The organism is Xanthobacter sp. YC-JY1, from assembly GCF_021730305.1.
Lineage (GTDB): Bacteria > Pseudomonadota > Alphaproteobacteria > Rhizobiales > Xanthobacteraceae > Xanthobacter > Xanthobacter flavus.
In genome coordinates, this window is the sequence record NZ_CP032674.1 from 4,607,723 (window position 1) to 4,632,529 (window position 24,807).

Annotated in this window: 28 protein-coding genes; 10 read left to right on the top strand and 18 right to left on the bottom strand. The window is 68.7% G+C overall.

Annotated elements, in window-relative coordinates; translation table 11 throughout:
• Window positions 1-15: 15 nt before the first annotated feature.
• The 5 genes from gcvPA (at window position 16) to D7006_RS21675 (ending at window position 4,385) form a co-directional block, all read left to right on the top strand.
• Window positions 16-1,356, top strand: a complete 1,341-nt coding sequence (gene gcvPA / locus D7006_RS21655; RefSeq protein WP_237354506.1) for an aminomethyl-transferring glycine dehydrogenase subunit GcvPA — start codon at window positions 16-18, stop codon at window positions 1,354-1,356.
• Window positions 1,356-2,930, top strand: coding sequence for an aminomethyl-transferring glycine dehydrogenase subunit GcvPB (gene gcvPB / locus D7006_RS21660; protein ID WP_237354507.1), 1,575 nt, complete (start codon window positions 1,356-1,358; stop codon window positions 2,928-2,930). The genes gcvPA and gcvPB overlap by 1 nt, the downstream gene beginning before the upstream one ends.
• A gap of 115 nt (window positions 2,931-3,045) precedes the next feature.
• On the top strand, window positions 3,046-3,444 hold the full coding sequence (locus tag D7006_RS21665) for an NUDIX domain-containing protein (RefSeq protein ID WP_237354508.1): 399 nt from the start codon (window positions 3,046-3,048) through the stop codon (window positions 3,442-3,444).
• Window positions 3,445-3,539: 95 nt separating this feature from the next.
• The gene (locus tag D7006_RS21670) at window positions 3,540-3,758 is read left to right on the top strand and encodes a hypothetical protein (RefSeq protein ID WP_237354509.1); all 219 of its coding nucleotides are present in this window, start codon (window positions 3,540-3,542) and stop codon (window positions 3,756-3,758) included.
• A 33-nt stretch (window positions 3,759-3,791) separates the two neighbouring features.
• Entirely contained in the window at window positions 3,792-4,385 is a 594-nt protein-coding gene (locus D7006_RS21675; protein ID WP_169121796.1) for an SCO family protein, read from the top strand.
• On the opposite strand, the gene D7006_RS21680 is transcribed toward D7006_RS21675, so the two are convergent.
• The gene (locus tag D7006_RS21680; RefSeq protein WP_237354510.1) at window positions 4,330-6,363 is read right to left on the bottom strand and encodes a glycosyltransferase; all 2,034 of its coding nucleotides are present in this window, start codon (window positions 6,361-6,363) and stop codon (window positions 4,330-4,332) included. The two genes, D7006_RS21675 and D7006_RS21680, sit on opposite strands and share 56 nt — an antisense overlap.
• Before the next feature lie 39 nt (window positions 6,364-6,402).
• Between D7006_RS21680 and D7006_RS21685 the strand changes: the two genes are divergently transcribed.
• Window positions 6,403-7,365 carry a transporter substrate-binding domain-containing protein gene (locus D7006_RS21685; RefSeq protein WP_237354511.1) on the top strand — a complete coding sequence of 321 codons (963 nt, stop codon included), beginning with the start codon at window positions 6,403-6,405 and terminating at the stop codon, window positions 7,363-7,365.
• 31 nt (window positions 7,366-7,396) lie between these two features.
• Here D7006_RS21685 and D7006_RS21690 read toward each other — a convergent pair whose 3' ends face one another.
• Window positions 7,397-8,005: a TetR/AcrR family transcriptional regulator gene (locus D7006_RS21690; RefSeq protein WP_237354512.1), complete on the bottom strand. Its 609-nt coding sequence runs from the start codon at window positions 8,003-8,005 to the stop codon at window positions 7,397-7,399.
• 112 nt (window positions 8,006-8,117) lie between these two features.
• Between D7006_RS21690 and D7006_RS21695 the strand changes: the two genes are divergently transcribed.
• A complete protein-coding gene (locus tag D7006_RS21695) occupies window positions 8,118-8,345 on the top strand; it encodes a hypothetical protein (protein WP_237354513.1) in 228 nt (75 codons plus the stop codon).
• A 72-nt stretch (window positions 8,346-8,417) separates the two neighbouring features.
• Here D7006_RS21695 and D7006_RS21700 read toward each other — a convergent pair whose 3' ends face one another.
• From D7006_RS21700 to rph, 6 genes are all read right to left on the bottom strand, one after another.
• Window positions 8,418-8,738 (bottom strand): lipopolysaccharide assembly protein LapA domain-containing protein, encoded by a 321-nt coding sequence (locus D7006_RS21700; RefSeq protein ID WP_168457574.1) that lies wholly within the window; start codon window positions 8,736-8,738, stop codon window positions 8,418-8,420.
• A gap of 5 nt (window positions 8,739-8,743) precedes the next feature.
• Window positions 8,744-9,028, bottom strand: coding sequence for an integration host factor subunit beta (gene ihfB / locus D7006_RS21705; protein ID WP_169121801.1), 285 nt, complete (start codon window positions 9,026-9,028; stop codon window positions 8,744-8,746).
• Between the two features lie 138 nt (window positions 9,029-9,166).
• Complete coding sequence (gene sppA, locus D7006_RS21710) at window positions 9,167-10,132, bottom strand: signal peptide peptidase SppA (protein WP_237354514.1); 966 nt, start codon at window positions 10,130-10,132, stop codon at window positions 9,167-9,169.
• Window positions 10,133-10,219: 87 nt separating this feature from the next.
• Window positions 10,220-11,410, bottom strand: coding sequence for a radical SAM family heme chaperone HemW (hemW, locus tag D7006_RS21715; protein WP_237354515.1), 1,191 nt, complete (start codon window positions 11,408-11,410; stop codon window positions 10,220-10,222).
• Window positions 11,411-11,436: 26 nt separating this feature from the next.
• Complete coding sequence (gene rdgB, locus D7006_RS21720) at window positions 11,437-12,069, bottom strand: RdgB/HAM1 family non-canonical purine NTP pyrophosphatase (RefSeq protein ID WP_169121804.1); 633 nt, start codon at window positions 12,067-12,069, stop codon at window positions 11,437-11,439.
• A complete protein-coding gene (gene rph, locus D7006_RS21725; RefSeq protein ID WP_169122204.1) occupies window positions 12,069-12,782 on the bottom strand; it encodes a ribonuclease PH in 714 nt (237 codons plus the stop codon). The genes rdgB and rph overlap by 1 nt, the downstream gene beginning before the upstream one ends.
• 157 nt (window positions 12,783-12,939) lie before the next feature.
• On the opposite strand from rph, the gene hrcA reads away from it, so the two are divergent.
• The gene (hrcA, locus tag D7006_RS21730) at window positions 12,940-14,040 is read left to right on the top strand and encodes a heat-inducible transcriptional repressor HrcA (RefSeq protein WP_229646506.1); all 1,101 of its coding nucleotides are present in this window, start codon (window positions 12,940-12,942) and stop codon (window positions 14,038-14,040) included.
• 121 nt (window positions 14,041-14,161) lie between these two features.
• Window positions 14,162-14,809 (top strand): nucleotide exchange factor GrpE, encoded by a 648-nt coding sequence (gene grpE, locus D7006_RS21735; protein WP_229646505.1) that lies wholly within the window; start codon window positions 14,162-14,164, stop codon window positions 14,807-14,809.
• 18 nt (window positions 14,810-14,827) lie between these two features.
• Here the strand turns inward: grpE and D7006_RS21740 are convergent, their stop codons facing one another.
• Entirely contained in the window at window positions 14,828-15,262 is a 435-nt protein-coding gene (locus tag D7006_RS21740; protein ID WP_237354516.1) for a response regulator, read from the bottom strand.
• A gap of 146 nt (window positions 15,263-15,408) precedes the next feature.
• A complete protein-coding gene (gene efp, locus D7006_RS21745) occupies window positions 15,409-15,978 on the bottom strand; it encodes an elongation factor P (RefSeq protein ID WP_229646503.1) in 570 nt (189 codons plus the stop codon).
• Between the two features lie 191 nt (window positions 15,979-16,169).
• Here efp and epmA point away from each other — a divergent pair, with 191 nt between their 5' ends.
• Window positions 16,170-17,243, top strand: a complete 1,074-nt coding sequence (gene epmA, locus D7006_RS21750; RefSeq protein ID WP_237354517.1) for an EF-P lysine aminoacylase EpmA — start codon at window positions 16,170-16,172, stop codon at window positions 17,241-17,243.
• A gap of 40 nt (window positions 17,244-17,283) precedes the next feature.
• On the opposite strand, the gene D7006_RS21755 is transcribed toward epmA, so the two are convergent.
• From D7006_RS21755 to D7006_RS21790, 8 genes are all read right to left on the bottom strand, one after another.
• The gene (locus D7006_RS21755; protein ID WP_024277119.1) at window positions 17,284-17,586 is read right to left on the bottom strand and encodes an STAS domain-containing protein; all 303 of its coding nucleotides are present in this window, start codon (window positions 17,584-17,586) and stop codon (window positions 17,284-17,286) included.
• Window positions 17,570-19,219: a Na/Pi symporter gene (locus D7006_RS21760; protein ID WP_237354518.1), complete on the bottom strand. Its 1,650-nt coding sequence runs from the start codon at window positions 19,217-19,219 to the stop codon at window positions 17,570-17,572. The genes D7006_RS21755 and D7006_RS21760 overlap by 17 nt, the downstream gene beginning before the upstream one ends.
• A gap of 125 nt (window positions 19,220-19,344) precedes the next feature.
• The gene (locus D7006_RS21765) at window positions 19,345-19,788 is read right to left on the bottom strand and encodes an ATP-binding protein (protein ID WP_169121810.1); all 444 of its coding nucleotides are present in this window, start codon (window positions 19,786-19,788) and stop codon (window positions 19,345-19,347) included.
• A gap of 11 nt (window positions 19,789-19,799) precedes the next feature.
• Entirely contained in the window at window positions 19,800-20,150 is a 351-nt protein-coding gene (locus D7006_RS21770) for an STAS domain-containing protein (protein WP_169121811.1), read from the bottom strand.
• Window positions 20,151-20,266: 116 nt separating this feature from the next.
• On the bottom strand, window positions 20,267-20,944 hold the full coding sequence (locus tag D7006_RS21775) for a hypothetical protein (RefSeq protein ID WP_229646499.1): 678 nt from the start codon (window positions 20,942-20,944) through the stop codon (window positions 20,267-20,269).
• Window positions 20,941-22,014 carry an ABC transporter substrate-binding protein gene (locus tag D7006_RS21780; RefSeq protein ID WP_237354519.1) on the bottom strand — a complete coding sequence of 358 codons (1,074 nt, stop codon included), beginning with the start codon at window positions 22,012-22,014 and terminating at the stop codon, window positions 20,941-20,943. Before D7006_RS21780 ends, D7006_RS21775 begins: the two co-directional genes overlap by 4 nt.
• Complete coding sequence (locus tag D7006_RS21785) at window positions 22,014-23,999, bottom strand: MFS transporter (RefSeq protein ID WP_237354520.1); 1,986 nt, start codon at window positions 23,997-23,999, stop codon at window positions 22,014-22,016. The genes D7006_RS21780 and D7006_RS21785 overlap by 1 nt, the downstream gene beginning before the upstream one ends.
• Window positions 23,996-24,664, bottom strand: a complete 669-nt coding sequence (locus D7006_RS21790) for a hypothetical protein (RefSeq protein WP_229646497.1) — start codon at window positions 24,662-24,664, stop codon at window positions 23,996-23,998. The genes D7006_RS21785 and D7006_RS21790 overlap by 4 nt, the downstream gene beginning before the upstream one ends.
• Window positions 24,665-24,807 lie beyond the last annotated feature (143 nt).

Here is a 24,807-nt window from a genome sequence, read left to right on the forward strand (position 1 = left end):
GGGATCAGCGGCATCATGCGCTATCTTCCCCTCACCCCCGATGACCGCGCCGAGATGCTGGCGCGCATCGGCGTCAACTCGGTGGACGATCTGTTCGCCGACATTCCCGCCGCCCAGCGCGAGCATGAGCTGCCGCGCCTCGCGCTCCACAAGAGCGAGATGGAGGTGGAGCGCGCGCTCGCCCGCCTTGCCGCGAAGAACGTACCGGCGGGCTCGGTGCCCTTCTTCGTCGGCGCCGGCGCCTATCGCCACCATGTGCCGGCGAGCGTGGACCACCTGATCCAGCGCTCCGAATTCCTCACGTCCTACACGCCGTACCAGCCGGAGATCGCGCAGGGCACCCTGCAATATCTCTTCGAGTTCCAGACGCAGGTGGCCGAGCTGACGGGCATGGAGGTGGCCAACGCCTCCATGTATGACGGCTCCACCGCCGCCGCCGAGGCGGTGCTGATGGCCCACCGCGTCACCAAGCGCCGCAAGGCGCTGCTGGCCGGCAACCTGCACCCGCATTATCGCGCGACCATCGAGACCGTCTCGCGCTATGCGGCGGACGACGTGGTGGCGCTGGCGCCGGTGCCCACGGGCGGGGAAGACATCATCGCCGCCATCGATGCCGGCTGCTCCTGCGTGGTGGTGCAGTCGCCGGACGTGTTCGGCAACATCGTGGACCTGAAGCCCATCGCCGAGGCAGCCCACAAGGCGGGCGCCTTGCTCATCGCCGTGTTCACCGAGGCGGTCAGCCTCGGCCTCATCGAGCCGCCGGGGGCGCAGGGCGCCGATATCGTGGCGGGCGAAGGCCAGTCCATCGGCAATGCGCTGAATTTCGGCGGCCCCTATGTGGGCCTGTTCGCCACGCGGCAGAAGTTCGTGCGGCAGATGCCCGGGCGCCTCGCCGGCGAGACGGTGGATGCGGAAGGCCGGCGTGGCTTCGTGCTCACCCTCTCCACCCGCGAGCAGCACATCCGCCGGGAGAAGGCGACCTCCAACATCTGCACCAATTCGGGCCTGTGCGCGCTGGCCTTCACCATCCATATGAGCCTGCTCGGCAAGACCGGGCTCATCCGGCTGGCGCGGGCCAACCACGCGGCGGCCTGCGACCTCGCGGACCGGCTCGCCGCCGTGCCGGGGGCCGAGGTGCTCAACGACACCTTCTTCAACGAATTCACCCTGCGCGTGCCGGGCAAGGCGGCGGACGTGGTGGAAAAGCTCGCGGCCAGGGGCATCCTCGGCGGCGTCCCCTATTCCCGCCTCGCCCCGAAAGCCGGCCTCGACGACCTCATCCTCGTCGCCGCCACCGAGACGACCACCGAGGACGACCGCGCCGCCTATGCCGCCGCGCTGAAGGAGGTGCTGTGATGAACCGCGAAGGCCGTGGCGCGACGACGCCGCACATCGTCGGGGGCATCAGCGCAGGCCCCGTCACCTTCACCGGCAACCGGGGGCTCGACCTTGAGGAAGGCCTGATCTTCGAGATTGGCCGCACCGAGGTGACGGGCGTGGACATTGCCGAGCCTGCCCCCTTCAAGGACCGCCTCGGCACCCACAAGCGCACCGCGCCGCTGGAGCTGCCCGGCCTCTCCGAGCCCGAGGCCATGCGCCATTACGTGCGCCTCTCGCGCATGAACTACGGCATCGACAGCGGGCTGTTCCCGCTCGGCTCCTGCACCATGAAGCACAACCCGCGGCTCAACGAGAAGATGGCGCGGCTGGCGGGCTTTGCCGACATCCACCCGCTCCAGCCCCTCTCCACCGTGACCGGAGCGCTGGAGCTGATGGCCGAGCTGTCGCGCTATCTGCTGGAGCTGACCGGCATGAAAGCCGTGGCGCTCACCCCCAAGGCGGGCGCGCACGGCGAGCTGTGCGGCATGATGGCCATCAAGGCCGCCCATGCGGCGCGCGGCGAGGCGCAGCGCAACGTGGTGCTGGTGCCGGAGAGTGCCCACGGCACCAACCCCGCCACCGCCGCCCTCATCGGCTATGAGGTGCGCTCCATCCCCGCTCGCGCCGACGGCACGGTGGACCCGGAGGCGGTGAAGGCCGCACTGGGGCCGGAGGTGGCCGCCCTCATGCTCACCAACCCCAACACCTGCGGCCTGTTCGAGCGGGACGTGGTGGCGATTGCCGAAGCGGTGCATCAGGCCGGCGCCTATTTCTATTCGGACGGCGCCAATTTCAACGCCATCCTCGGCAAGGTGCGCATCGCCGACCTCGGGGTCGATGCCATGCACATCAACCTGCACAAGACCTTCTCCACCCCCCATGGCGGCGGCGGCCCGGGCGCGGGGCCGGTGGTGCTCTCCGAAGCCCTCGCCCCCTTCGCCCCGGTGCCGGCGCTGGTGGCCACCGCGGACGGGCTGGTGCTGGTGGAGGACGAAGGGTCGGCCGGCGCCGAGCAGGCGCTGGGCCGCATGAGCGCCTTCCACGGCCAGATGGGCATGTTCGTCCGCGCCCTGTCGTGGATGCTCTCCCACGGCGCCGACGGCATGCGGCAGGCCTCGGAGGATGCCGTCCTCTCCGCCAACTATGTCCGCGCCTGCCTGATGGACGTGATGAGCGCCCCCTTCGCCGAGCGCCCGGCCATGCACGAGGCCCTGTTCGACGATGCGTGGCTGGCGGGCACCGGCATCTCCACCCTGGACATCGCCAAGGCGCTGATCGACGAGGGGTACCACCCCATGACGGTCTACTTCCCGCTGGTGGTCCACGGGGCGATGCTGATCGAGCCGACGGAGAGCGAATCGAAGGCCTCCCTCGACCTCTTCCTCGGCGCCCTGCGCGACCTCGCCATGGCGGCCAAGGCGGGGGACAAGGAGCGCTTCCTCGGCGCCCCCCATTACGCCCCCCGCCGTCGTCTGGACGAGACCCGCGCCGCCCGCGCGCCGGTTTTGCGGTGGGTCCGTCCTGAACCGCTCCCGAACGCCGCCGAATAGGGGGTGTGAACGCACCTGACAGGGTGGTGTGAACCACCCTTTCGTCCGTGCCGGGAGGGGGTATGCTCAGGCCATGTTCTCCCCCCTCCCCCTCCTCCGCCGCATGCGCCACGGCATGACTCTCGGTGTCCGGGTACTGGCCACGGACCCGGCCGGCCGGCTCCTTTTGGTCCGACATACCTACGTCTCCGGCTGGCATTTCCCCGGCGGCGGGGTGGATCTGGGCGAGACCGCCGAACAGGCGGCGCGGCGCGAATTGCGCGAGGAAGCCAATGTGGAGGCCGAGGGGCCTCTCACCATTTTTGGTTGTTATTTCAATCCCTTGGTCGGGGGGCGGGACCACGTGGTCCTGTACCGCGCGGCGCGGCTGACCATCGGCCCGCGGCCCGAGCGGAACCTCGAAATCGTCGCCGCCGACTTCTTCCCGCCCGACGCTTTGCCCGATGACACCACCCCCGCCACCCTGCGCCGCATCGCCGAATGGCAGGGCGCGCCCCCCTCCGACCGCTGGTGAGGCGCCCTGTCACGGGCGATTGACCGGCGCGGATTGGATAAATACCGCCGCCCGCGCTATCGTGCCGTCTGACGTTTCATCCCAACCGGCGCGCCATGTCCGTCACCCTGTCCCAGGAAACCGAGGTTTCGCAACGGCTTGCATCGCACGCCGATGGCGCGCCCGCGGCTGGGCTGGGCATGGGCCGCGCCGGTCTCATCGGCCTCGGCGTGGCCCTGGCCGCGCTCTGTGCCGGCGGGCTGGTGCTGTGGGCGCGGTACGGCGCGGCCGTGTTCTTCGATCTCCTGAGCGCCGGCTTTGCCGCCTGCCTGTGAGACTTAACCGACCGCCCCCAAGGCCTTGAAAACATGTCGCCACGCACGAAAATCATTGCGCTGTTCTCCGCCTTCGCCGCCGGCGCCCTCATCCTCGTCACCGCCGTTACACTCTTCCTGCCGGAGCCGCCGCCGAAGGTGACGGGCCAGGCCGCCGTGGGTGGGCCCTTCAGCCTCACCGACCAGAACGGGCGCCCGATCACCGAGGCCGCCCTCAAGGGCAAGCCAACGCTCATCTTTTTCGGCTTCACCCACTGCCCGGACGTGTGCCCGACGGCGCTGTTCGAGATGTCGGAAATCTTCAACGCGCTAGGCCCGGACGCGAGCAAGGCGCAGGCCTTCTTCGTCTCGGTGGACCCGGAGCGGGACACGCCGGACGTGCTCAAATCCTATGTTTCGAGCTTCTCGCCGCAGATTGTCGGACTGTCCGGGACGCCGGAGGCGACCGAGCAGATCAAGCGGGAGTTCCGCGTCTATTCCCGCAAGGTTCCGCTGAAGGATGGCGACTACACCATGGACCACACCGCCGTGGTCTATCTCATGGACAAGGACGGCAATTTCGTCGCGCCGTTCAACTCCAAGCGCCCTCCGGCCGAGGCCGCGGCGGAGCTGAAGCGCTACTTCTGAGCCCCCCGCCGCCGCCCCGACGGGCGGCGCCGTGCTCGGTCTTCTGCCAGTGATACGGCCTGCGGATCAGCTCGATCGCCGCCCGCCAGGCCGCGACCGACAGCAGGAGCCAGTAGAAGGGAATGCCCGCGACCGTCCTCCAGCCGGGCCTGATGCCCCGCCGCCCAAGCCCTACGGTCATGGTCGCGGCTGCGCCGGCATAGCCGGTGACGAGGGTGGCGTAGGTGAGCGCGCTCGTCACCACCTCGGCCATGCGGTTGCACGGCAGGCCTGCAACGCCGCGCACGATGTCGGCTATGAGGAAAGCGAGGCACAGCGGGTGCACCAGCGCCGCCGCATAGGGGCCCGCCGTAAGCAGAATCAGCGCGATCGTGCCTGCCGGACCGAGGTCGCGCACCAGTGCCCGGGGCCTGCGGCCGTGCACCAGCAGCGTCTGCGCCCAGCCCTTCAGCCAGCGCGTGCGCTGGCCGATCCAGGCGCGCCGCGTCACCGGCGCCTCCTCAAATGTGGTGGAGGAGATGACGCGGGTCTGCCAGCCGGCGCGGGCGAGACGGATGCCGAGGTCGGCGTCCTCGGTGACGTTGTAAGGGTCCCATCCGCCCACCTGATCGAGGACGCGGCGGCGGAAATGGTTCGAGGTGCCGCCGAGCGGAATGGGCAGGCCGAGGGCGCTGAGCGCCGGCAGCAGGACGTCGAACTGGCCGGCATATTCGGCGGCGAACTGGGCTGAGATCCAGCTGTCACCGCCATTGTCGATGCACAGCCGCGCCTGCACGCAGCCCACCTTCGGCCCGCCCGCACGGAACGCGGCGACCACCCGGCGCAGTTGATCGGGCTCCGGCAGGTCCTCGGCGTCATAGATCGCGACGATGCTGCCGCGGACGAAGGGCAGCGCCGCTTCAAGTGCCTTCGGCTTGGTGCGCGGCCCGACCGGCGCGACCACCACCTCCGCCATATGCGGCGGCAGCTCCAGTGCGGTGATGGCGGCGCGGGTGGCGTGGTCGTCCGCTTCGACGACAAGCTTGATGTCGAGCTTCTCGGGGGGATAGTCGAGCGCCGAGAGGGCCGCGACCAGCCACGGCACGCTCGCCGCCTCGTCATAGAGCGGCACAAGGAGCGAATAGACCGGCAGGGAACGCGCATCGAGCACCGGCTGCGGCTCCTCCGGCGGCACATAGATGCAGCCGGCGAAGCGCAAGGCAATCCAAGCCAGGAAGACGAGTGAAAGCGCCGCCTGAACAGCGAGAAGGCCCATTTCCGGTGCCAGCGCCAGCAGCAGCGCGAGCGGCAGGCCGATGGCGGCGGCCGCGAGCCCGACGATGCGGCCGGGCCGCAGCGTCGATGCCGATTTGAGCGGATCGGCCAGGACGAGGCGCCCCGTCGCGGCGGCGGCAAAGCTGGAGGCGCAGACAGCGCCGACGCGCCGGGCGAGCGCCGCCGGGCTGATCAGCTCCACGCGCGAGGCGAGGCCCGCATCCCGCTTCAACGCCCGACGCAGGCGCAGGACGATGCGGCCCCGTGCCGCCATCACGAAGCGCGGGCGACCGCTGCCGGTCCCGATCACGAGAGTGCCCGTGCGCAGCACGGCCTCAGCCACAGCTGCGTCATTCGGCAGGTTGGCCAGGTTCGGCGCGGCCACGGCAAGGCCGAGGTCGCGGGCGAGCAGACGTGTGGCGGTTTGGTCATCGAGCACGCCCGAGGCGACAAGCACCTCGTCGACGCCAACCCCTACAAGCCGGGCGCGCGCTGCGGCGGCACGCAATTCGTCAGCATCCACGTGATCGCGATAGGGACGAAGCTCCGAGGCCAGCAAGGCGCTGACCGGCAGGGCGCTCGCGATGGATGCCGGCAGCGGGGCGGAGGCCGCCCCATCGTCTCGAGCATGGAGCAGGTCCCGCCCAAGATCGCGATGGTCCTCGCCCGCATCATGGCTTACATGGCTCCGCCCCTTGCGGGCAGCCCCGGCATCCCCCACCATGCCCCGACCCTCATGCAACCCTAGGGTAAGCTTGCCGCAATGCTTCCACCAGCCTCTTTCCTGAGCATCCCTGCCACCCGCCGCATACCCTCGCGTCGGGCCGGCCTCAACGCTCTGGTTCTGGCCGTGGTGGCGCTGACGGCAACAGCGGCGGTGGCTCAGCAGCAACCGGCGAGGCCGGCGCAGAGCGGCCCCCCGCCGCTGGTGGAGCGGGCGGAGAAGATCGCCATCACGCCGGTGGTGGTGCCGAATTTCTGGAATGTGGAGCGCCGGCTCGAGCGCCCCGACGCCGCCAAGCTCCCGAAGGAGCTGCGGTTCGTCACGACGGACGATTACCCGCCCTTCAACTTCATCAATTCCACCGGCGCCCTTTCCGGCTTCAACATCGATCTGGCGCGGGCGATCTGCGCAGAACTCTCGGTCACCTGCAGCTTCCAGACCGCGGCGTTCGCCGACGTGGCGGATGTGGTGGACCAGGGCCGGGCGGAAGCGGCGATCGCCGGCCTCGTCGCCACCCCGGCCTCCCGGGCGACGCTGGACTTCTCCGAACGCTACCTCGGCACGCCGGCGCGCTTCGTGGGCCGCAAGCAGGAGACACTGGCGAAGGCAACACCCGAGGAGGTGGCTTCCAAAAAGGTGGCCGTGGTGAGCCGCACCGCGCACGAAGCCTATCTGCGCTCCTTCTTCAACGAAGCCGCCATCCGCCCCTATCCCGACCTCAAGGCCGCGCAGGAGGCGCTGAAAGCCGGACAGGTGGACCTTCTGTTCGGCGACGGAATCACCCTGGCGCTCTGGCTGAACGGCACCGACAGCGCCGCCTGCTGCCGCTTCGTGGGCGGTCCCTTCACCGAAAGCCGCTTCTTCGGCGACGGCTTCTCCGTGGCGGTGAAGGAAGGCAACGATACCCTGCGCCACGCCATGGACTTCGCCCTCCAGCGCATCTGGGAAAAGGGCGTCTATACAGACCTCTATCTGCGCTGGTTCCCGGTCGGCTTCTACTGAGGGCGCCTCACCGGAAACTCCGGACCGGCGCTCAGGCGCGGCTTGGCGGCTGGCCGGCGATGAGCCGTGCCGTGCGTTCGATGGCCGGCGCATCATCGGCGAGCCGGTCGGTCAGCAGGTGCAGCCAGTTGAAGCCGATATAGAGGCCAACGCGATCGTCGATCTCCGCCGCGGGGATCTCCCCGCGTTCCGCCGCACGCTCGAACATGTGGCACAGGTCGCGGAGCCGGTCGGGCAGGAACTTGTCGCGCAGGGCGGAAAGGGCGGCGCCGGTGGTCTGGGCTTCGGCGATGAGCGCCCGGAAGATGCTGCCCGACGGCGTATCCCTCCAGAACCCCCACAAGGCACGGGTATAGGCGAGAAGGTCGCTCCAGAGGGCGCCGGTATCGGGCAAGGCCATGTGGCTCGCTTTCTCCGCCGCGTAGACGTCGATCAGCAGGTCCGCCTTAGTCGCCCACCAGCGATAGATGGTCGGCTTGCCGGCCCCCGCGCGCCGCGCCACCTCCTCGATGGAGAAGCCGGCATATCCGCGCTCCGCGAGCAGTGCCCGGGCGGCCGTCAGAATGGCCGCCTCCGCATCCGGATTGCGCCGCGCGCCAATGGATGAGCGCCGACGGTCGGCGGGGCTGGTCTCGGGCATCGGATGGGCCTTTCGCCAATTTCCTCTTGCATAACGAAACGGACCGTATATATCAAACCATATCGGAACGGATCGTTTCGTTTAGGTACGCTTCGCCTCAGGAACCGTTGCCATGAGCAGCCTCGCCATCCTCGCACACCTGCGCTTTCTGGGACTGATGATGATCGGCGCCTACGCCCTCATCAACGCCATCCTGGCGCTCCTGTCGCCCGTCACCGCGGGATGGCCCATCTGGGCCTCGACGCTGCTGGCGGTGCCGCCCATGGTGATGGGCATGGTGCACCTCGTGCTCCCCATCGCACGGCCCCACCTCGCTCGTCCCGACGGCAAGCGGGCGTGAGCCCAGACGAAAGAGCCGCCCCGTTCGCACGGGACGGCTCCTGAAGCTCGAAACAGAGCGAAAGAAGAACGGTCAGTGCCGCGGCGCGGGCAAGCCGAGCTGCGAGGAGGGGGCCGGGCGGGCTGCCTCGGCCCGCTTGTGCTCGCGGCGGGCGGCGCGCGCCTCGCGACGATAGCGGCCCTGCCGCGCCCAGGTGACGACCCCACCGGCGATGACCCCGACGATCACCGCCGCGAAAATGATCGCGAACAGCGGCAGCGTCACCGAAAGGGCGGGATGATCCGGCGAAAACGGATCAAGGGAGAGCGTCACCGGCTTGCGGTTCGCAACGGCCAGAGCCACGGCGAGGATCGCCAGCGGCAGACCGATGAGGATGGAGAGGAAGCGGCTCACGGGGCCTACTTTCCAGCGTTGAGACGCTCGCGCATCTCCTTGCCGGTCTTGAAATAGGGAACGGTCTTCTCGCTCACGTCCACCTGCTTGCCGGTGCGCGGATTGCGCCCCACACGGGCGTCGCGCTTCTTCACCGAGAAGGCGCCAAAGCCGCGCAGCTCCACACGATCCCCCCGCTCCAGCGCGGAAGCGATCTGCTCCAGGATGGCGTTGACGATGTTCTCCACGTCCCTCTGGTAGAGGTGCGGGTTGGCCTCGGCGATCTTCTGGACGAGCTCGGACTTGATCATTTTGGCCCCAGTTCCCTCGAAATCATCCGCCGAAAGCGAGCCATAGCCCTCAATGGCGGGCGGTGGGCGGCCGGACGTCCGGCATTGTTATCGGTGTTGGCGGATGGCCGCCAAGCGCTTGTAAAAGCGACCCGAACCCTAGCTCCGAGGGTGCCAGAGGGCCAACAGACCGTCAAGTTGACCGCGCTCCAGCGCGCCTTTCGCCGCATCCGTCAGGAGCGCTGCCGCCTGCGGGAAGCCGAGCGCACTCACGATCCCGCGCGCGGCGCCCAGAAGCCAGCCGAATTCGTCGCCAACCTCCTTCGTGCGCCAGGTGCGCACCTTGAGGACCTCGCTCACGCCCTTCTCCCGGGCGAGCCAGGCGCGGGCGGTGCGCTCGTCGCCCAGCTCGTCCACCAGCTGGAGTTCTAGGCCCTGATGACCGGTGAAGACGCGACCATCGGAAACGTTGGCGAGCTTGGCATCAGAGAGCTTGCGGCGATCGCCGACGAGATCCTTGAACCAGGCGTAGCTGTCCTTCACCAGCGAATCCACGGCGGCGCGCGCCTCCGGAGTCACCGGCGTATAGGGATTGGGCGAGGCCTTGAGCGGGGAGGACTTGATGTCCTCCATGGTCACGCCCACGGTCTTGAGCAGCTCGGTGAAGTTGGGGAACTGGTAGATCACGCCCACCGAGCCGACCAGCGCATTGCGGCGGGCCACGATGTGGTCGGCGCCCAGCGCCGCGATATAGGCGCCCGAGGCGGCGACGCCCTCCACCACTGCCACCACCGGCTTCTTGGCGGCAAGGCGGCGCAGCGCGTCGAACAATTGCTCGGAGCCCGTCACGGTTCCGCCGGGGCTGTCGATGGAGAGGATGACGGCGCTGGCACGGGACCGCCCGATCTCCTCCAGAAGCTCCACCCGCTCGCGATCGTTGCGGATGATGCCGCCGATCATGATCCGCGCCACATGGGGCGAGGAGGCGGGAATGTCGCGGCCGATCAGGGCCGACACGCCCACCGCCACGGCGGCGACGACGCCGAGCACCCCGAGCACCCGCCAGAATGTGACCTTCCGCCGAAGGCGGCGGCGTTCGACGATCTGGTCGGCATCCAGCGACATGGTGCGCGTTCCTCGGCAGGCAATTTCAAGCCCCACGCGGACTTAAGCAGGCGGGGCGGCGTTGGCAAGCGTTCCCGCGCGGCGAGCCTACCCCGCCAGCGCGGCGATGACGGCGTTGAGGACCGGGAAGCCAGCGGCGGTCGCGCGCAACCGGCCGTCCTTGAACTCCACCAGCCCTTGCGCCTCCAGCGTGGCGAGGCGTTCCGGATCGATGCGGCCGCCGAGGCGGGCATGACGGGCGAGGTCCACGCCCTCCTTCAGGCGCAGGCCCATGAGCAGCATCTCGTCCGCCTGCTCGGCTGCCGACAGCGTCTCGTCGGAAATGATGCCGCGCCCGTCCGCCTCCACCCGCTTCAGCCACTCTTCCGGTGACCGCTCGGTGAAGGTGGCGTGGCGGACGTTGCCCGACACCAGCCGCCCATGGGCTCCGGCGCCGATGCCGGCGTAGGTGCCATATCGCCAGTAGACGAGATTGTGCCGCGCCTCGGCCCCCGGCCGGGCATGGTTGGAAACCTCGTAGGCTGGGAGGCCAGCCTGCGCCGTCACCTCCTGCGTGACGTCCCACAGGGCGCGGGACAGATCATCGTCGGGAAGAATGAGCTTTCCGGCGCCGTACAGCCGCTCGAACGGCGTGCCCGGCTCGATGGTGAGCTGGTAGAGGGACAGGTGCTCGCAGCCTTCGCCGAGCGCGCGCCGCATCTCCGCCGCCCAGGCGTCGGGTGTCTGGCGCGGGCGGGCATAGATGAGATCAAAGGAGACGCGATCAAAAGCGCGCCGCGCGATCGCGACGGCAGCCAGCGCCTCTGCCACCGAGTGCATCCGCCCCAGCCCCTGAAGGTCCGCATCGTCCAGCGCCTGAACGCCGAGGGAGACGCGATTGACCCCCGCTGCCCGGTAGCCGTGGAACCGCTCCGCCTCCACGGAGGTCGGGTTCGCCTCCAGTGTCACCTCTGCATCGGCGGTGAGCGGCCAAGCCTCGTTGATGGCCTCCAGGATCGCGCCCACAGTGGCGGGGGCCATGAGGGAGGGCGTACCGCCGCCGAAAAAGACCGTCTGCGCCCTCTGCGGTCCCGACAGCGCCCGCGTGTGGGCGATCTCGCGCCGGAAGGCCGCGATATAGCGCGCCTCGTCTGGCGGCACGAGGCGGACGTGGCTGTTGAAGTCGCAATAGGGGCACTTGGCCTTGCAGAACGGCCAATGGACGTAGACCCCGAAGCCGCCCGCCGTATCGGCGACACCCTCGCCCCCGAACGGGAGAGGGTGCGCCGGAGCGTTCATGGAGGGCGCCGTGTTCAAGATCGTCGTCACCCCTTCAGGCACGCCTTCGAGAGCTTCAGGAAAGCGCGGGCACGATGGGAGAGGCCGAAGCCCTTGGGCGGCATGCCGTGCTTCTCGTCCGCGGTCATCTCGGCGAAGGTCTTCACATGGCCCTCGGGGAGGAACATGGGATCATAGCCGAAACCCTTGGCGCCGCGCGGCGGCCAAACGAGGGTGCCGTCCACGGTGCCCTCGAACTCCTCCAGATGCCCATCCGGCCAAGCGATGCAGAGCGCCGAGACGAACCGGGCGTGGCGCTGGGCGGGCTCGGTGGCGCCGACCTTCTGAAGTTCGGCCTCCACCTTCTCCATGGCCATCTCGAAATCGCGGTCGGGTCCCGCCCAGCGGGCGGTGTGAATGCCCGGCGCGCCGCCGAGGGCGTCGATGACGAGGCCGCTGTCGTCGGCGAAGGCTGGCAGCTGCGACGCGTTCGCCGCGGCCACAGCCTTCAGCCGCGCGTTGCCGGCAAACGTCTCCTCAGTCTCCTCGGGCTCACGCAGGTTGAGGTCGCCGGCAGCGATCGCCTCCACCCCGTGCGGCTCGAGGAGCATCTTCATCTCGATGAGCTTGCCCGGATTGTGGGTCGCCACAACGAGCTGGCCGGTGAGCTGGCGCGACATCAGCCCACCGCCAGCTTCTGCAGGGAAACGAGCTGATCGACCCCCGAGCGGGCGAGGGAGAGCAGCGACAGCAGTTCGTCCTGGGTGAACGGCGTCTTTTCCGCCGTGCCCTGGATTTCCACGATGCCGCCGGTGCCGGTCATGACGAAATTGGCGTCGGTCTCGGCCACCGAATCCTCGGCGTAGTCGAGGTCGAGCACGGGCGTGCCCTCGTAGATGCCGCAGGACACCGCCGCCAGATGCTGCTTGAGCGGCATTTCCTTGATCATGGAGCGGGACTTCATCCAGCTCAGGCAGTCATGGAGGGCGATCCAGGCGCCGGTGATGGAGGCCGTGCGGGTGCCCCCATCGGCCTGGAGCACGTCGCAATCGATGGTGATCTGCTTCTCGCCCATCGCAACGAGATCCGTGACCGAGCGGAGCGAACGCCCGATCAGGCGCTGGATTTCCTGGGTGCGGCCGGACTGCTTGCCGGTGGTGGATTCGCGCCGGGTGCGGTCATGGGTGGCGCGGGGCAGCATGGAATATTCCGCCGTCACCCAGCCGCGTCCCTGGCCTTTCAGCCACGGCGGCAGGCGCTCCTCCAGCGTCGCGGAGACGAGAACGTGGGTGTCGCCGAACTTCACGAGGCAGGAGCCTTCCGCGTGGCGCATCACGCCCCGTTCAAAGGACACCGCGCGCATCTCGTCGGGGGCGCGCTTGCTGGGGCGCATGATGGATACCTCATTGTGCGTCATGGGCGCTCCTTTTAGAGCGCCGCGCGCCCAGAGGAAAGCAAGGCGCGCGACGACGCCCGCCCGGCGCTTGAACCCAGCCCCCGCGAGGGACACATTAGGGACAGCAAAATCCTTTGCTTCGAAGGCTGAACCCGTGGCGCTCGATCCGTTCCTGCCCCTGTCGTCCGGCGGCCTCGCGCAAATCGACCAGCGCTCGCGCGAGATTTTCCGCCAGATCGTCGAGAGTTACCTCGCCACCGGGGAGCCGGTCGGCTCGCGCAACATCGCCCGCCTGATCCCCATGACGCTGTCCCCCGCCTCGGTTCGCAACGTGATGGCGGACCTGGAGGCGGCCGGCCTCATCTATGCCCCCCACACCAGCGCCGGGCGCCTGCCCACCGAGCGCGGCCTGCGTTTCTTCGTGGATGCGCTGATGGAGGTGGGCGACGTCAACGAGCGCGACCGGGCCAATATCGAGACGCAGGTGCTCGCCGCCGCCCGGACCACAACGGTGGAAGGCGTGCTGCAGGAAGCCTCCGCCTTGCTGTCGGGCCTCGCCCGCGGTGCCGGGGTCGTCACCGCCACCAAGACGGACCCGCGCCTGAAGCATGTGGAGTTCGTTCCGCTGGAACCGGGCCGCGCCCTCGTCATCCTCGTGTCCGAGGACGGGCAGGTGGAGAACCGGGCGCTGGCGCTGCCCCCGGGCCTGCCGGTCTCCGCCCTCACCGAGGCGACCAATTTCCTCAACGCCCGCATCCGCGGCCGCACCCTCTCCGATGCGCGGCAGGAGATGGACAGCCTCCTCGCCGAGCTCAACCGCGATCTCGATGCCCTCACCGCGCGCGTCGTGGAGGCCGGACTCGCCTCATGGTCCGGCGATGGGCCCGGCGAGCGCACCCTCATCGTGCGCGGGCAGGCGAAACTGCTGGAGGATCTGCGCGCGCTGGAAGACCTGGAGCGCATCCGCCTGCTGTTCGACGATCTCGAGACCAAGCGCGAGGTCTCCGAACTGCTCGGCCGGGCCGAGGAAGCGCAGGCGCTTCGCATCTTCATCGGCTCGGAGAACCGGCTGTTCTCCCTCTCCGGCTCCTCCACCATCGTCGCACCCTATCGCGACGGGCAGGGCCGGGTGCTGGGCGTGCTCGGTGTCATCGGCCCGACCCGGCTCAATTATGGCCGCATCGTCCCCATGGTGGACTTCACCGCCCGGCTGGTCAGCCGCATCCTCGGCGCACCGGGCGCGGACGCGGCGTGAGGGATAAGGATCGCCACGACTTGATTTTTCCCCCCATCGCCCCGATATGCGCCGGGACGATTGGCCTTTGCCCGGCGGCATAGTGACCCCGGGCAAATCTCAAGGCAGGGGAAGTAACCGGATGAGCGAGCAGAAGCGCGCGCCCGAGACCGGCGGCGACGCAAGCGAAAACGGTACCGCGCAGAGCAATGCGCAGGTGAACGAGGCGACCGCCGAGGCGGAAGCCACCGCCATGGCGGACGCCGCCATCGGCGATCCGGCGGGCGACAAGGCGCGCCTGGAAGGCGAGATCGCGAGCCTCAAGGACAAGTTCCTGCGCGCCTTCGCGGAGGCGGAGAACGTACGCCGCCGCGCCGAGAAGGAAATCCAGGACGCCAAGACCTACGGCATCGCCTCCTTCGCCCGCGACGTGCTGAACGTGGCGGACGATCTCGCCCGGGCCCTCGGCTCGGTGGAGGCGGAAGCCAAGGCGACCGCCGAAGGCGGCTTCAAGGCGCTGCTGGACGGGCTGGAGCTGACCGAGCGCGGTCTGGTCAAGGCACTGGAGAAGCACGGCATCCGCAAGATCGAGCCGAAGGGGGAGAAGTTCGATCCGAACCTCCACCAGGCCATGTTCGAGGTGCCGGATCCGAGTGTGCCGACCGGCACTGTGGTGCAGGTGGTTCAGGCGGGCTACGTGATCGGCGAGCGGGTGCTGCGTCCGGCCATGGTGGGCGTCGCCCGCGGCGGACCGAAGGCCGAGGCCAACAAGGCGACCGGCGCGGCCTGAGCTGAGCTTTTTGAAGGATTAGATATCGTTGGAGGCGGATAGGTTCCGCCTCCCGTGATCGCCGCCGCCTGAACCACCCCCCGAGCCCGCTCCCGCCCCGATCAGGTCGGCGAGGGCGTCGGCAATGACGCGGCTGGTATACGGCTTGGCGACCCGCGGCGCGTCGGCAAACTCCGCCGGCATGCGCACGCTTCCGGTGTAGCCCGAGCAGAAGATGAAGGGGATGCCGCGTTCGGCAAGGATCGTGGCGGCCGGATAAACCGGCTCTCCGGCGAGATTGACGTCGAGAATGGCGGCATCGATCTGCTCGGACGAAGCGGCTGTGACCGCAGCGGCGAGGCTCGCGACCGGCCCGACCACGGTGTAGCCCAGCGACCTGAGATTGTCGTCGAGCCCCAGTGCCACGAGATACTCGTCCTCAACGACGAGAACCCGCCTTCCCGACAAGATCATTCTTCTACGCCTTGGCTGACTGCATGTCCCACAGGGCCATGTCCGGGTTCAACCAGCCGCGGAAAAAAAAGTTCCACGCACCGCAGCAAGGCGTTGGGGAACACCGGAAGGGCTGAAATGTGCCCTTCCGGTGCATCGCACGAAGGTCAGTCCTTGGCCCGCTCGACGTAGGAGGCGTCGGCGGTCATGACCACCACGCGGGTACCCGCGGCGATGTGCGGCGGCACCATGGTGCGCACGCCGTTGGAAAGAACGGCCGGCTTGTAGGACGAGGAGGCCGTCTGGCCCTTCACGGTCGGCTCGGTGTCCACGATCTCCAGCACCACGCGGGCCGGAAGCTCGATGGCGATCGGCACGCCGTTATGGGTGGAGAGCATGCATTCCATGCCTTCCTGGAGATAGACGGACTGGTCGCCCATCACATCCTTCGGCACGGTCACCTGATCGTAGTTTTCCGGATTCATGAAGGTGTAGCCGTCGGAATCCTCGTAGAGGAAGGTGTGCGGGCGATCTTCCACGAAGGCCCGCTCCACCTGCTCGGTGGTGCGGTAGCGCTCGGAAATCTTCACGCCATCGGAGATGCGGCGCATGTCGAGCTGCGTCACCGGCGTGCCCTTGCCGGGATGGATATTCTCGGCGGTGAGAACAACGTACAGCTTGTCGTCGATGTCGACCACGTTGCCCTTGCGCAGGGTGCTGGCGATAACCTTGACCACGTCGGCTCTTCCTTGACCTAGATGCGCGGCGCCCGCGCCGATTGAAAAATGGGGGACGGCGGCGCCGTCTGGCTGGTTCGGCGCGCACCATAGCGATAATGGCGCGCAACGCCAGTCTTGCTCCTGTCTTTCCGGCTCCGGGCCGCACCAGCGGCAAGCAAGACGGGTGGCCGCAACGAGGACCCTATGTCATGGCGGTATCGAGCTCCTCGCCGGTTCCCCCCTCCCCTCCGTGGTGGCGGCCGGACGTTCATGCGGATCGCCGCCCCTTTCTGCTCGCGCGCGGGCGCATCGCCGCCGCCGTGCGCTCAGCCTTCGCAGAAGACGGCTTCATCGAGGTCGAGACACCGGCGCTGCAGGTCTCGCCGGGGAACGAGACACACCTCCACGCCTTTGGCACGGACTTGGTTGGGCCGGACGGGGCGATGCGCCGGCTCTATCTGCGCACATCGCCCGAGTTCGCCGCCAAGAAGCTGCTGGCAGCCGGGGAGCCGAAGATCTTCGAGTTCGCCCGCGTCTTCCGCAATCGCGAGCGCGGCATGGCGCACCATCCGGAATTCACCATGCTGGAATGGTATCGCGCCGGCGCGCCCTACACGGCGATGATGGAGGATTGCGCCACCCTTCTCACCCGCGCCGCCGAGGCCGGCGGGGCCTCGGCCTTCCACTATCGCGGCAAGGCCTGCGATCCCTTCGCCGCGCCGGAGCGCCTGACGCTCGTCGCGGCCTTCGGCCGCCACGCGGGGATGGACCTCGAAGCCCTTCTACCGGCTCCCGGCGCCCCGCCCGATGCCGCCGCCTTCGCCCGCACCGCGGCCGAGGCCAGCATCCGCACCGCGCCCGATGATACCTGGGGGGACGTCTTCTCGCGCGTGCTGGTGGAGAAGATCGAGCCTCATCTCGGCCTCGGCCACCCCACCATCCTGACCGACTATCCCGTGAGCGAGGCGGCTCTCGCCCGCCCCAAGCCGGACGACCCGCGCTTTGCCGAGCGCTTTGAGCTCTATTGCTGCGGACTGGAGCTAGCCAATGCCTTCGGCGAGCTGACGGACGCGGACGAGCAGCGCCGGCGCTTCGAAAAGGACATGGACGAGAAGGAGCGGCTGTACGGCGAGCGCTATCCGCTCGACGAGGATTTCCTCGCGGCGCTGGCCCTCATGCCTCCGGCAAGCGGCTGCGCGCTCGGTTTCGATCGGCTCGCCCTGCTGGCGAGCGGGGCGCGGCGGCTCGAGGACGTGCTGTGGGCGCCGGTCGCGGGAGGCTAGAGCATCCTTGCGACCGCTCCCGCCCGGAGCTGCGGCTTGATCAGTTGATCTCGAACAGAGTCGAGAAGCCGGAGATGTCGAACACCTCACGGATCTGCGGCTGCAGCGAGGAGAGCGCGAGCTTGCGCTTCGCCCCGCGCATGGCCTTGCCGGCGACCAGCAGCGCCCGCAGGCCGGAGGAGGACACATAGTCCACGCCGGCGAGGTTCACCACGATCCCGCCATCGGTCATGGACACGACTTCCATCAGGCTCGCCTCGAACGGCTTGGCGTTCGGCGTGTCGAGACGCCCCGCCACCTTCAGCACCACGTCGCTTCCGACCTGCTCACGTTCGATGTGCATCGGCCTCTACTCGCTTGATCTCCGCCTCCGCGGCGGCCGGACGAACCGGATTATCCTCATTCTCGGGCATGCGCAACGCAATCGCGCTGCGGCGCACCAGCCAGATCGCCCGTTCGAACAGGCTGGTCGCCAGCAGCAACTGCCGCGCGTCCGCGCCGGCGTCGAGTGCCGTTGCGGCAAGCTGACGACGGATGCGGTTGAGCATCTCCGATCGATCGCCGGAGAGCGCGATGATGAGGTCGAGATCGTCGGCCGGCCCATCGGTGGCGTCGGCGAGGGACAATGTGATGGCCCGCAACGACTCGGAGAGGGCGAAGGCGAGCGGCGGCACCTCGTCAAAGCCCTCCACCACCTCGGTGAAGTCGTGCAGCGTGTCCTGGAGGGTGCGCACGTTCTCCACCAGCGCCTGGTGATGCAGGGCGACCTCGAGACTGTCGCGGGCGAGGCCGACGGCGATGAGCTCCGAAATGAACTGGTCCACGGCAAGGCCCACCGAGGCGGCGCCGCGCCACAGGGCCAGCCGCTCACCGGCGTCGCCGTTGTCCTTCTGGTCGAGGTCCGGCAGCAGGGTCGGCAGCAGCTTGATGAGCCGCAGCGTCTCGCTGACCGCGAGATCGAGGGCGGTGGAGGGATCGGCCAGCGCGTCGTCATGGATAAAGCGCGGACGGGAGGCGCCATCTTCCAGCGTCGGCGGGCTCATGGCGGCGGCGAATTTCTCAGAAAGCCCCCGCGCAAAGGCGACCGGGATCGCGCCCGCCACCTGGAGGGCGAGGAACAGGACCGACAGGGACATGGACGCCGTGTCGTTGCCCACGGCCGAGAGGGCGGCGAACCCGTCGAAGCCGACGACCTCGCCAAAGCCGAAGAAGGCCCCGACGATGAGGCACCCCACGGCCTTCACCAGCACATGGACGTAGCAGAGCTGGCGGCCGGTCCCCTCCAGCCCGCCGGCAGAGAGAATGGCCGCGAAGCCGGAACCGAGGTTCGCGCCGAGCACGATGAAGACCGCATCGTGGAGGCCGAGAATTCCGGCCTGCATCAGCGCCAGGACGAGGATCGTGGGGGTCGAGGATGACTGGCTCACGGCGGAAACCGCAAGCCCGAGAAAGAAGCCGAGGAGCGGCGTCAGATGGTCGGCAAGGCTGCCCGCGACCGACGCAACGTCCAGCGCCCGCGGCGCCTGCTTGATAAAATCGAGGCCAAGCAGCGCCAGCGCGAGGCCGAAGGCCACGCCCATCCATTGCGCCATGCCGCGTCGGCGGTCGAGCTTGAAATGGAAGGCGATGCCGACCAGTCCGACGATGTAGAGCACGAGCAGGCGGAAATCGATCGCCGCCACGAACACCAGCGCCGCGGTGCCCACATTGCCGCCGGCGACGACCGGGATGGCATCGCGCGTGGTGAAGGCGCCGCCGCGCACGAGATTGCCGCTGATGACCGCGACGGCGTTGGAGGATTGCGTGGCCGCGCCCGCCAGCGTCCCGCACAGCAGCCCCATCACCGGGGAACGCGTCGCCCGGCGCAGCAGTGCACGCACCTTGCGGCCCGTGGCCTTCTGCAGGTGGGTGGCCATGGCCTTGAGGCCGACGAACAGAAGGCCGAGGCCGGCCAAGAGCTCGGCAATGACAAGCATCGATAAAAAAGACCCAGCGGCACCAGAGGAAAGCCGCAGACGCGCTCAAGTTTCCGCGGATGCCGCGGCACGATCCCCCGACCGGCCACCATAGACCGCGGAGTGCGACACTCTTGTGAGCAGTCTCACCCGGCTGGCTTGGCCACCAGTGTCAGCCGGTTTTCCTCGCCCTCGCGGTTGTAGTCGAGGGTCTCGAGGAAATGGCGCATCAGCTGCACGCCGTGGCCCCCGATCTTGGCATCCTCGATGCTGTCCGGCACCACCGGCTCGGCGATGCTGGTCGGATCGAACGGCACCCCATTGTCGATGAGGCGCACCGCCACCCGGCCTTCCGGCAGGCGCCAGCACTCGATTCGAATCCGCGGCTGCCGGTCGGTCCCGGCGAAGCCGTAGGAGACGACGTTGGTCAGGGCCTCCTCGAGGCTCAGCTCCAGCGCGAAGCGGGTGGCATCGGGCCACCCCTGCTCATCGGCCAGCGTTCCGAGCCAGCCGGTGGCGTCGGTGATGTCGTCGATGCGCGCGCCCACATCGATGGTCGATACGAGGGTTCCCGCCTCGGGCGTCGCCATGGGATCCGCCGTCAGGTTGCCGGAGAGACGCCCGCCGCCGCGAGCGCCTCGTCCCGCGTGGCGTGGATGCCGACGAGCTGGTCGACGCCAGTCGCGCGCAGCACCTTCTCCACCTGGGGGTCGCAGGCGAACAGCCCCATGGTTCCCCCCTTGCGATGCAGCCCCTTGGCGCCGGCGAGCAGCAGGCGGATGCCGATGGAGGCCATGAACGGCGTGTTCGACAGGTCCACCACGAGCACGCGCGCGGCCTCGCAGGACGACTTGAACTCCGGCTCCACCGCTGCCGCGCCGGCAATATCCAGCCGGCCCTCGAGGCGGACGAGGATGATGTCGGGGCCGAGGGGGGTCCTCTCGATCTTCATGGGGCCAGTATCTCTCTGGATCGGGATGCCCGCACCGCGCGGGCACAGATTCAGCGAACCATACGATAGTTTCGTGACGCGGAGCAGAGGCCCGGACGGGGCCGCCGGCTGAAGTATCAGGCCTTTCGGGGGCGAGCGTAGAGCACGCCGGCAGCCCCGGAATCGGTGCGGCAGCGGGCGTAGCCGTGCCAGCCCTCGGCGAAGAGTTCCTTCTGGCGCGCCGTGTCCAGGGGATCGACGAGAAGGGTCTCCTGCGGATCGAAGGTTGTGAAGTCGCGCACCATCACATAGCGCGCATAGCCGCCGAAGAAGAGCTGGATGTCGTAGATGGGGAAGCCCTCGGAGAGCAGGCTTGCCCAGCTCGGCGTGTTCACCGGCGCGGCCGTGGAGAACAGCACCATGTCGGCCGGCGCCGCATCGACGCGGGCGGCGATCAGGACGCGCTGCAGTCCCCGCCCGCGATAGGCCGGATGCACCGAGGCGCCGGCCAACCGGCCCACCGACAAGGCGGGATCGATCCCCAGCATCTTGTGCGGCCCGTCCTTGGGCGCATGGTCGTGCTGCAGGATGCCGTAGGCGGCGAGCAGCGGACCGTCATAGAGCCCGATCACCAGGCCGCGGCCGCTGAGTATGCTTTCGAAGTAAGAGCGGTTTTCCGGCTTCACCACTTCCGGGCGAACCAGCGGCCCGATGGCCAGATGATGAAGGGTGTCGATCGCGTCGAGATCGCCCGGCCCGAGCATGCGCTGCGTCAGCGTAGAGGTCGGCGCGGCCTCGCGCAGGGCGTTCATCACGTGATTACTTCCGCATAATTGAGCATGGCGATGGGCGGGTAGACGCCGAGCTGCTTGGCCACGTTCATGTTGATGATGAGGGCGAAGCGCTTCAGCGTCTCGATCGGGATGTCCTGCGGCGGCACGTGCTGCACCAGGATTTCGGCCGCCTTGGAGGCGGCGAGCTGGCCCACCGAATAATACCGGCTGACGAGCCCGACAAGCCCCAGCCCCTCGCGCAGGAAGAATTCCGTCGCGCCGAAGGTGGGAAGGCCCGCCGCCAGCGCCGCCGGGCCCACCCGGTCGAAGATGGTGGCAAGGAAAGTGTCGGCCGGCAGGTAGAGCCACTCGGCGCCCTGCGCCTTCAGGTTCCGCACGAAATCCTCGACCCCGTCACCGGTCGGCTTGTTGCCCACCATGGTCAGGGGCTGGGCCAGGACCTCGGCACCGATTGTACCGGCGAAGGCCTTCATCTCGTCGATGATGGCAACCGAGTTGCTCTCGTTCGGCGAGTAGATCACGCCGACCTTCTTGAAGGCCTTGTAGCTCTGCATGGCGCGCAACTGCACGTCGGTCGGCACCACGTGCACCGCGCCCGTAACATTGCGCCCCGAAGAGGCAAGCGAAGGCGCGATCTTCACCTGCACCGGCGCCGCCACCAGGGCGAACACCACCGGGATGTCGCGCACGAAGCCAGCGGTGGGCGGCGCGTCATAGGGGCCAGCGACACCGAGAGTAAGGGGCGTGCCGTAGGTATAGATGAGGTTCGGCCGGAAGGTCGGCAGCACTTCCGCGAGGATCGGCTTCACCTTGCTCGCGTCCCGCTCCACGTCGCGGGTCATGAACTCGACCTTGATGTCGTTGGCCGCGAAATAGTCGCGGAAGCCGCGCTCCACGTCGGTATCACCGCGGAAGGTGAGCATCAGGACGCGGAACGCGTCGCCACGGGCGGCTGGCGCAGGCGCAGGCGCGCCGGCTGGTCGCGGCTGGCCGTTCGTGCCGTTTGTCTGGGCCAAGGCGCCGGGGACAGAGCCCACCAGCCCCGCAGCACCCGCGCCGAGGCCGAGTGCGAGGAGGGAACGGCGATCCATCAGGCGGAACTCCCTTCCGAGGCGGCCGCAGAGGATGGGCGGCGCGAATGATGGACGAAGATTCTGCGTCCGGATAGCGCAAATAACAGAGCTCCGGCTACCGCCACAGCACCGAGAAAACCGGTAGCCGACGCAAAGCCCAAGGTCGAAAGCAGGAAGCCGGCGCTGGCGGGACCAGCGGCGTTGCCGGACCGCTCCACCAGCCGGAACAGGCCCAGCACACCGGCCGCCCGGCCCGCCCCCATGCTGGTGGCGGTATCCGCGACCAGCGCCGACTGGGAGGCGATGGACATGGCCTGTCCCCAGCCCAGCGCCACCAGCGCCACCACGATCAGCGCCACCGAGGGATGGAGCAGCACCGCCATGGCGCCGATGCCCGAGACCAGTCCGCCAGCCACCACGAAACCGGCGCGGGCGCTGAAGCGGTCGGCCAGGGCGGCGAAGAAGGGCACCCCGATCACCATGAGGACCGGATAAATCATCTGGAAGCGGCCAATGGCCGCGGAGGAGAAGCCCTCGCGCTGCAATTCCAGCGGCACCAGCAGGAAGCAGAGGGCCGCGAACAGGAATTTGGCGGGGAAGGCGCAGCCGAGGAGCAGGGACATCAGACCCGGCGCGCGCGCCGCGGCCTTGAGATCGGCGAGGCCCACATTGGCCACGCTGCGATGCCGCTCCGCGGCCGGCAGCGTCAGTCGCGCCACCAGAAGCGCCACCAGGGCAAGACCGGCCGAGGTGCCGAAGGCGACGCCCGGTCCGAGCCTATCGGCGATGACGCCGCCGATGGGCGGCCCGCACAGGCTCGCCACCATGATGGCGCGCACGAACACAGCCAGAGCCGCGCTGCGGGCGGCGCCGGAGGACAGGTCCACCACGTGGCCCTGGGCGGAGACGAACACCAGCGCATAGCCCACCGCCGTGGCGACGCGGGCGGCGAGGAAGACGTCATAATGCGGACTGATCGCCGACACCACATAGCCCGCCGCCGCCAGTGCCGCGCCGGCGAGGAAGCCGGGGCGACGGCCGAGCCGCTCGGACAAAGAGGCGAACGGCACCTGGCACAGCGCCACGACGGCCATGAAGGCGACGATGGGCAGACTGGCCGACAGGTCCGGACCAAAGCCCGCGGGCACGCCGAGGGCCTGCGCGGCACGCGGCAGGAACGGGCGCGTCAGCTCCTCCGCCAGCATGAACAGGAACAGGGCCGGACGCACCGCGATGGCGGCCTCGCTCTCGGCCGCCTGGACCCGGCCGAGGCCGGTGCGGACCTCGATCTCGTCGAGCCGGGCGATGGCCTCGCCGTCACCCCTGCGCTCCGCCTCGGCGCGCAGGGCGAGATGGCGTTCGGCGAGCGTTTCCACATGCCGGTCGATGGGCAGGATGAGGTCGCCGGCAGCGCCCGCGCCGCCCTCCTGGCGGGAGAGCACGCCGCGCTTCAGCGCCTTCAGCCGCCGCTCCACCGCCACCAGCGATTCGAGGCCGCGGGTACCGACGACGAGAGCCACCAGTTCCAGCGCCACCAGCAGCGCGACGATACCAATGAAGGCGACGTCGACCAGCACCGCGCCAACCTGCTGGGACACGACGCTGGGATCGACCACGATCATGACGTCGCCCAGGCGATGGCCGTCGGCATCCTCCACCGGCACGAAGACCCGTGGAGCGTCGCCGCCGGGCGAGGCCTCACCCGACCGAGCCAGTTCCTTGCCGCCCGCGGCGTTCAGGCTGATCTGGGTGAACTCGATGTTGGCCGCCCGCAAGTCGTCGAAATAGCGGTTCACCCCGACCAGCCGGTCGAACGGCACGCCAACCGCCGCCGCGCGCTGGACGAGGTCGGCAGCGGCGCGGCCCACCGAATTCGCCTTGGCAACGATTTCAGGGGCGATGGTGCGCTGGGCGGCCTGCTCCGCGCCCCAGCCGATCACGGCCAGAGCCGAACACAGGATAATGACGATGGCGATGGAGATGCCGCCGCGCAGGCCGATCATGCGGCGCCCCCACCCGTTGCGCCGGCCGGCGGCGATTGCGACGTGCGGTGTGCCTCTTCAACCGAGGCGAGCGCGGCGCGGGCGGCGGGCGGCCACAGATGTGGCTCCGCGGCACGCCGGACCGCCCGCTGCAGCAAAGCGGCGAGAAGCAGGCCGATGACCAGGGTTGCCGCACCGGCCCACAGGAGGGTGGGAAGCGAGATCCGCCTGAGGTCAGACGCCAGCGCCGAGGCGCCATCGGTGAGGATTTTGGTGTCATAGCGCACCACGACGCGGCCGAGGCTCTGGCCGATATCGTTGCGCACCGGGCGGGTCAGGCCACGCTCGTTGTCCCGCGTCGTATCGAGGCCGACGCGGCCGGGCTCGCTGGAGTAGAGGACGATGCCGTGCTCGTCGGTCAAATCCATGGAGCGAATCGCATCCTCCACGCGGGTCTCCCGCTCCAGCACCGCGGTCAGCGCCTGCTGCGCGGGAAGGGCGATGCCGAGGGAGGCGGCCTTTTCCGCCACGTCCACAACACGCTGAGCGGCGATGCCGCAGCGGGCCTCAATGACCCCGCGGTGCGCGTTTATGAGTGTCACGTAGGAAAAATAGGCGCCGAAGGCGACGCACGCGGCCGCGATCAACGCGAACACGATGATGAGCCCCAGTGTGGTCCGCCTCATGACCCTTCGCGCTCGACCCTTGGCGTCTCGACTTTCGCGCCGAACCCGTGGCCCCTTGCCCTATGGTCCGACCCCGCCCCGCCGGACCTTCATGCCACGAAAAGCAAGCTGACAATGCAGGTTTTTTTGGTCGCAGGGCAGTT

Excerpts from the sequence above, each read along its gene's own strand:
- grpE (WP_229646505.1), top strand. The coding sequence starts at position 14,162 with ATGAGCGAGCAGAAGCGCGCGCCCGAGACCGGCGGCGACGCAAGCGAA.
- D7006_RS21765 (WP_169121810.1), bottom strand. The coding sequence starts at position 19,788 with ATGGCGACGCCCGAGGCGGGAACCCTCGTATCGACCATCGATGTGGGC.
- gcvPB (WP_237354507.1), top strand. The coding sequence starts at position 1,356 with ATGAACCGCGAAGGCCGTGGCGCGACGACGCCGCACATCGTCGGGGGC.
- D7006_RS21685 (WP_237354511.1), top strand. The coding sequence starts at position 6,403 with ATGCTTCCACCAGCCTCTTTCCTGAGCATCCCTGCCACCCGCCGCATA.
- gcvPA (WP_237354506.1), top strand. The coding sequence starts at position 16 with ATGCGCTATCTTCCCCTCACCCCCGATGACCGCGCCGAGATGCTGGCG.
- D7006_RS21670 (WP_237354509.1), top strand. The coding sequence starts at position 3,540 with ATGTCCGTCACCCTGTCCCAGGAAACCGAGGTTTCGCAACGGCTTGCA.
- D7006_RS21695 (WP_237354513.1), top strand. The coding sequence starts at position 8,118 with ATGAGCAGCCTCGCCATCCTCGCACACCTGCGCTTTCTGGGACTGATG.
- D7006_RS21665 (WP_237354508.1), top strand. The coding sequence starts at position 3,046 with ATGACTCTCGGTGTCCGGGTACTGGCCACGGACCCGGCCGGCCGGCTC.
- D7006_RS21780 (WP_237354519.1), bottom strand. The coding sequence starts at position 22,014 with ATGGATCGCCGTTCCCTCCTCGCACTCGGCCTCGGCGCGGGTGCTGCG.
- D7006_RS21760 (WP_237354518.1), bottom strand. The coding sequence starts at position 19,219 with ATGCTTGTCATTGCCGAGCTCTTGGCCGGCCTCGGCCTTCTGTTCGTC.
- sppA (WP_237354514.1), bottom strand. The coding sequence starts at position 10,132 with ATGTCGCTGGATGCCGACCAGATCGTCGAACGCCGCCGCCTTCGGCGG.
- rdgB (WP_169121804.1), bottom strand. The coding sequence starts at position 12,069 with ATGTCGCGCCAGCTCACCGGCCAGCTCGTTGTGGCGACCCACAATCCG.
- D7006_RS21680 (WP_237354510.1), bottom strand. The coding sequence starts at position 6,363 with ATGGTGGGGGATGCCGGGGCTGCCCGCAAGGGGCGGAGCCATGTAAGC.
- epmA (WP_237354517.1), top strand. The coding sequence starts at position 16,170 with ATGGCGGTATCGAGCTCCTCGCCGGTTCCCCCCTCCCCTCCGTGGTGG.
- D7006_RS21675 (WP_169121796.1), top strand. The coding sequence starts at position 3,792 with ATGTCGCCACGCACGAAAATCATTGCGCTGTTCTCCGCCTTCGCCGCC.
- rph (WP_169122204.1), bottom strand. The coding sequence starts at position 12,782 with ATGCGCCCCAGCAAGCGCGCCCCCGACGAGATGCGCGCGGTGTCCTTT.
- D7006_RS21755 (WP_024277119.1), bottom strand. The coding sequence starts at position 17,586 with ATGCACATCGAACGTGAGCAGGTCGGAAGCGACGTGGTGCTGAAGGTG.
- ihfB (WP_169121801.1), bottom strand. The coding sequence starts at position 9,028 with ATGATCAAGTCCGAGCTCGTCCAGAAGATCGCCGAGGCCAACCCGCAC.
- hemW (WP_237354515.1), bottom strand. The coding sequence starts at position 11,410 with ATGAACGCTCCGGCGCACCCTCTCCCGTTCGGGGGCGAGGGTGTCGCC.
- D7006_RS21770 (WP_169121811.1), bottom strand. The coding sequence starts at position 20,150 with ATGAAGATCGAGAGGACCCCCCTCGGCCCCGACATCATCCTCGTCCGC.
- D7006_RS21690 (WP_237354512.1), bottom strand. The coding sequence starts at position 8,005 with ATGCCCGAGACCAGCCCCGCCGACCGTCGGCGCTCATCCATTGGCGCG.
- D7006_RS21785 (WP_237354520.1), bottom strand. The coding sequence starts at position 23,999 with ATGATCGGCCTGCGCGGCGGCATCTCCATCGCCATCGTCATTATCCTG.
- D7006_RS21740 (WP_237354516.1), bottom strand. The coding sequence starts at position 15,262 with ATGATCTTGTCGGGAAGGCGGGTTCTCGTCGTTGAGGACGAGTATCTC.
- D7006_RS21790 (WP_229646497.1), bottom strand. The coding sequence starts at position 24,664 with ATGAGGCGGACCACACTGGGGCTCATCATCGTGTTCGCGTTGATCGCG.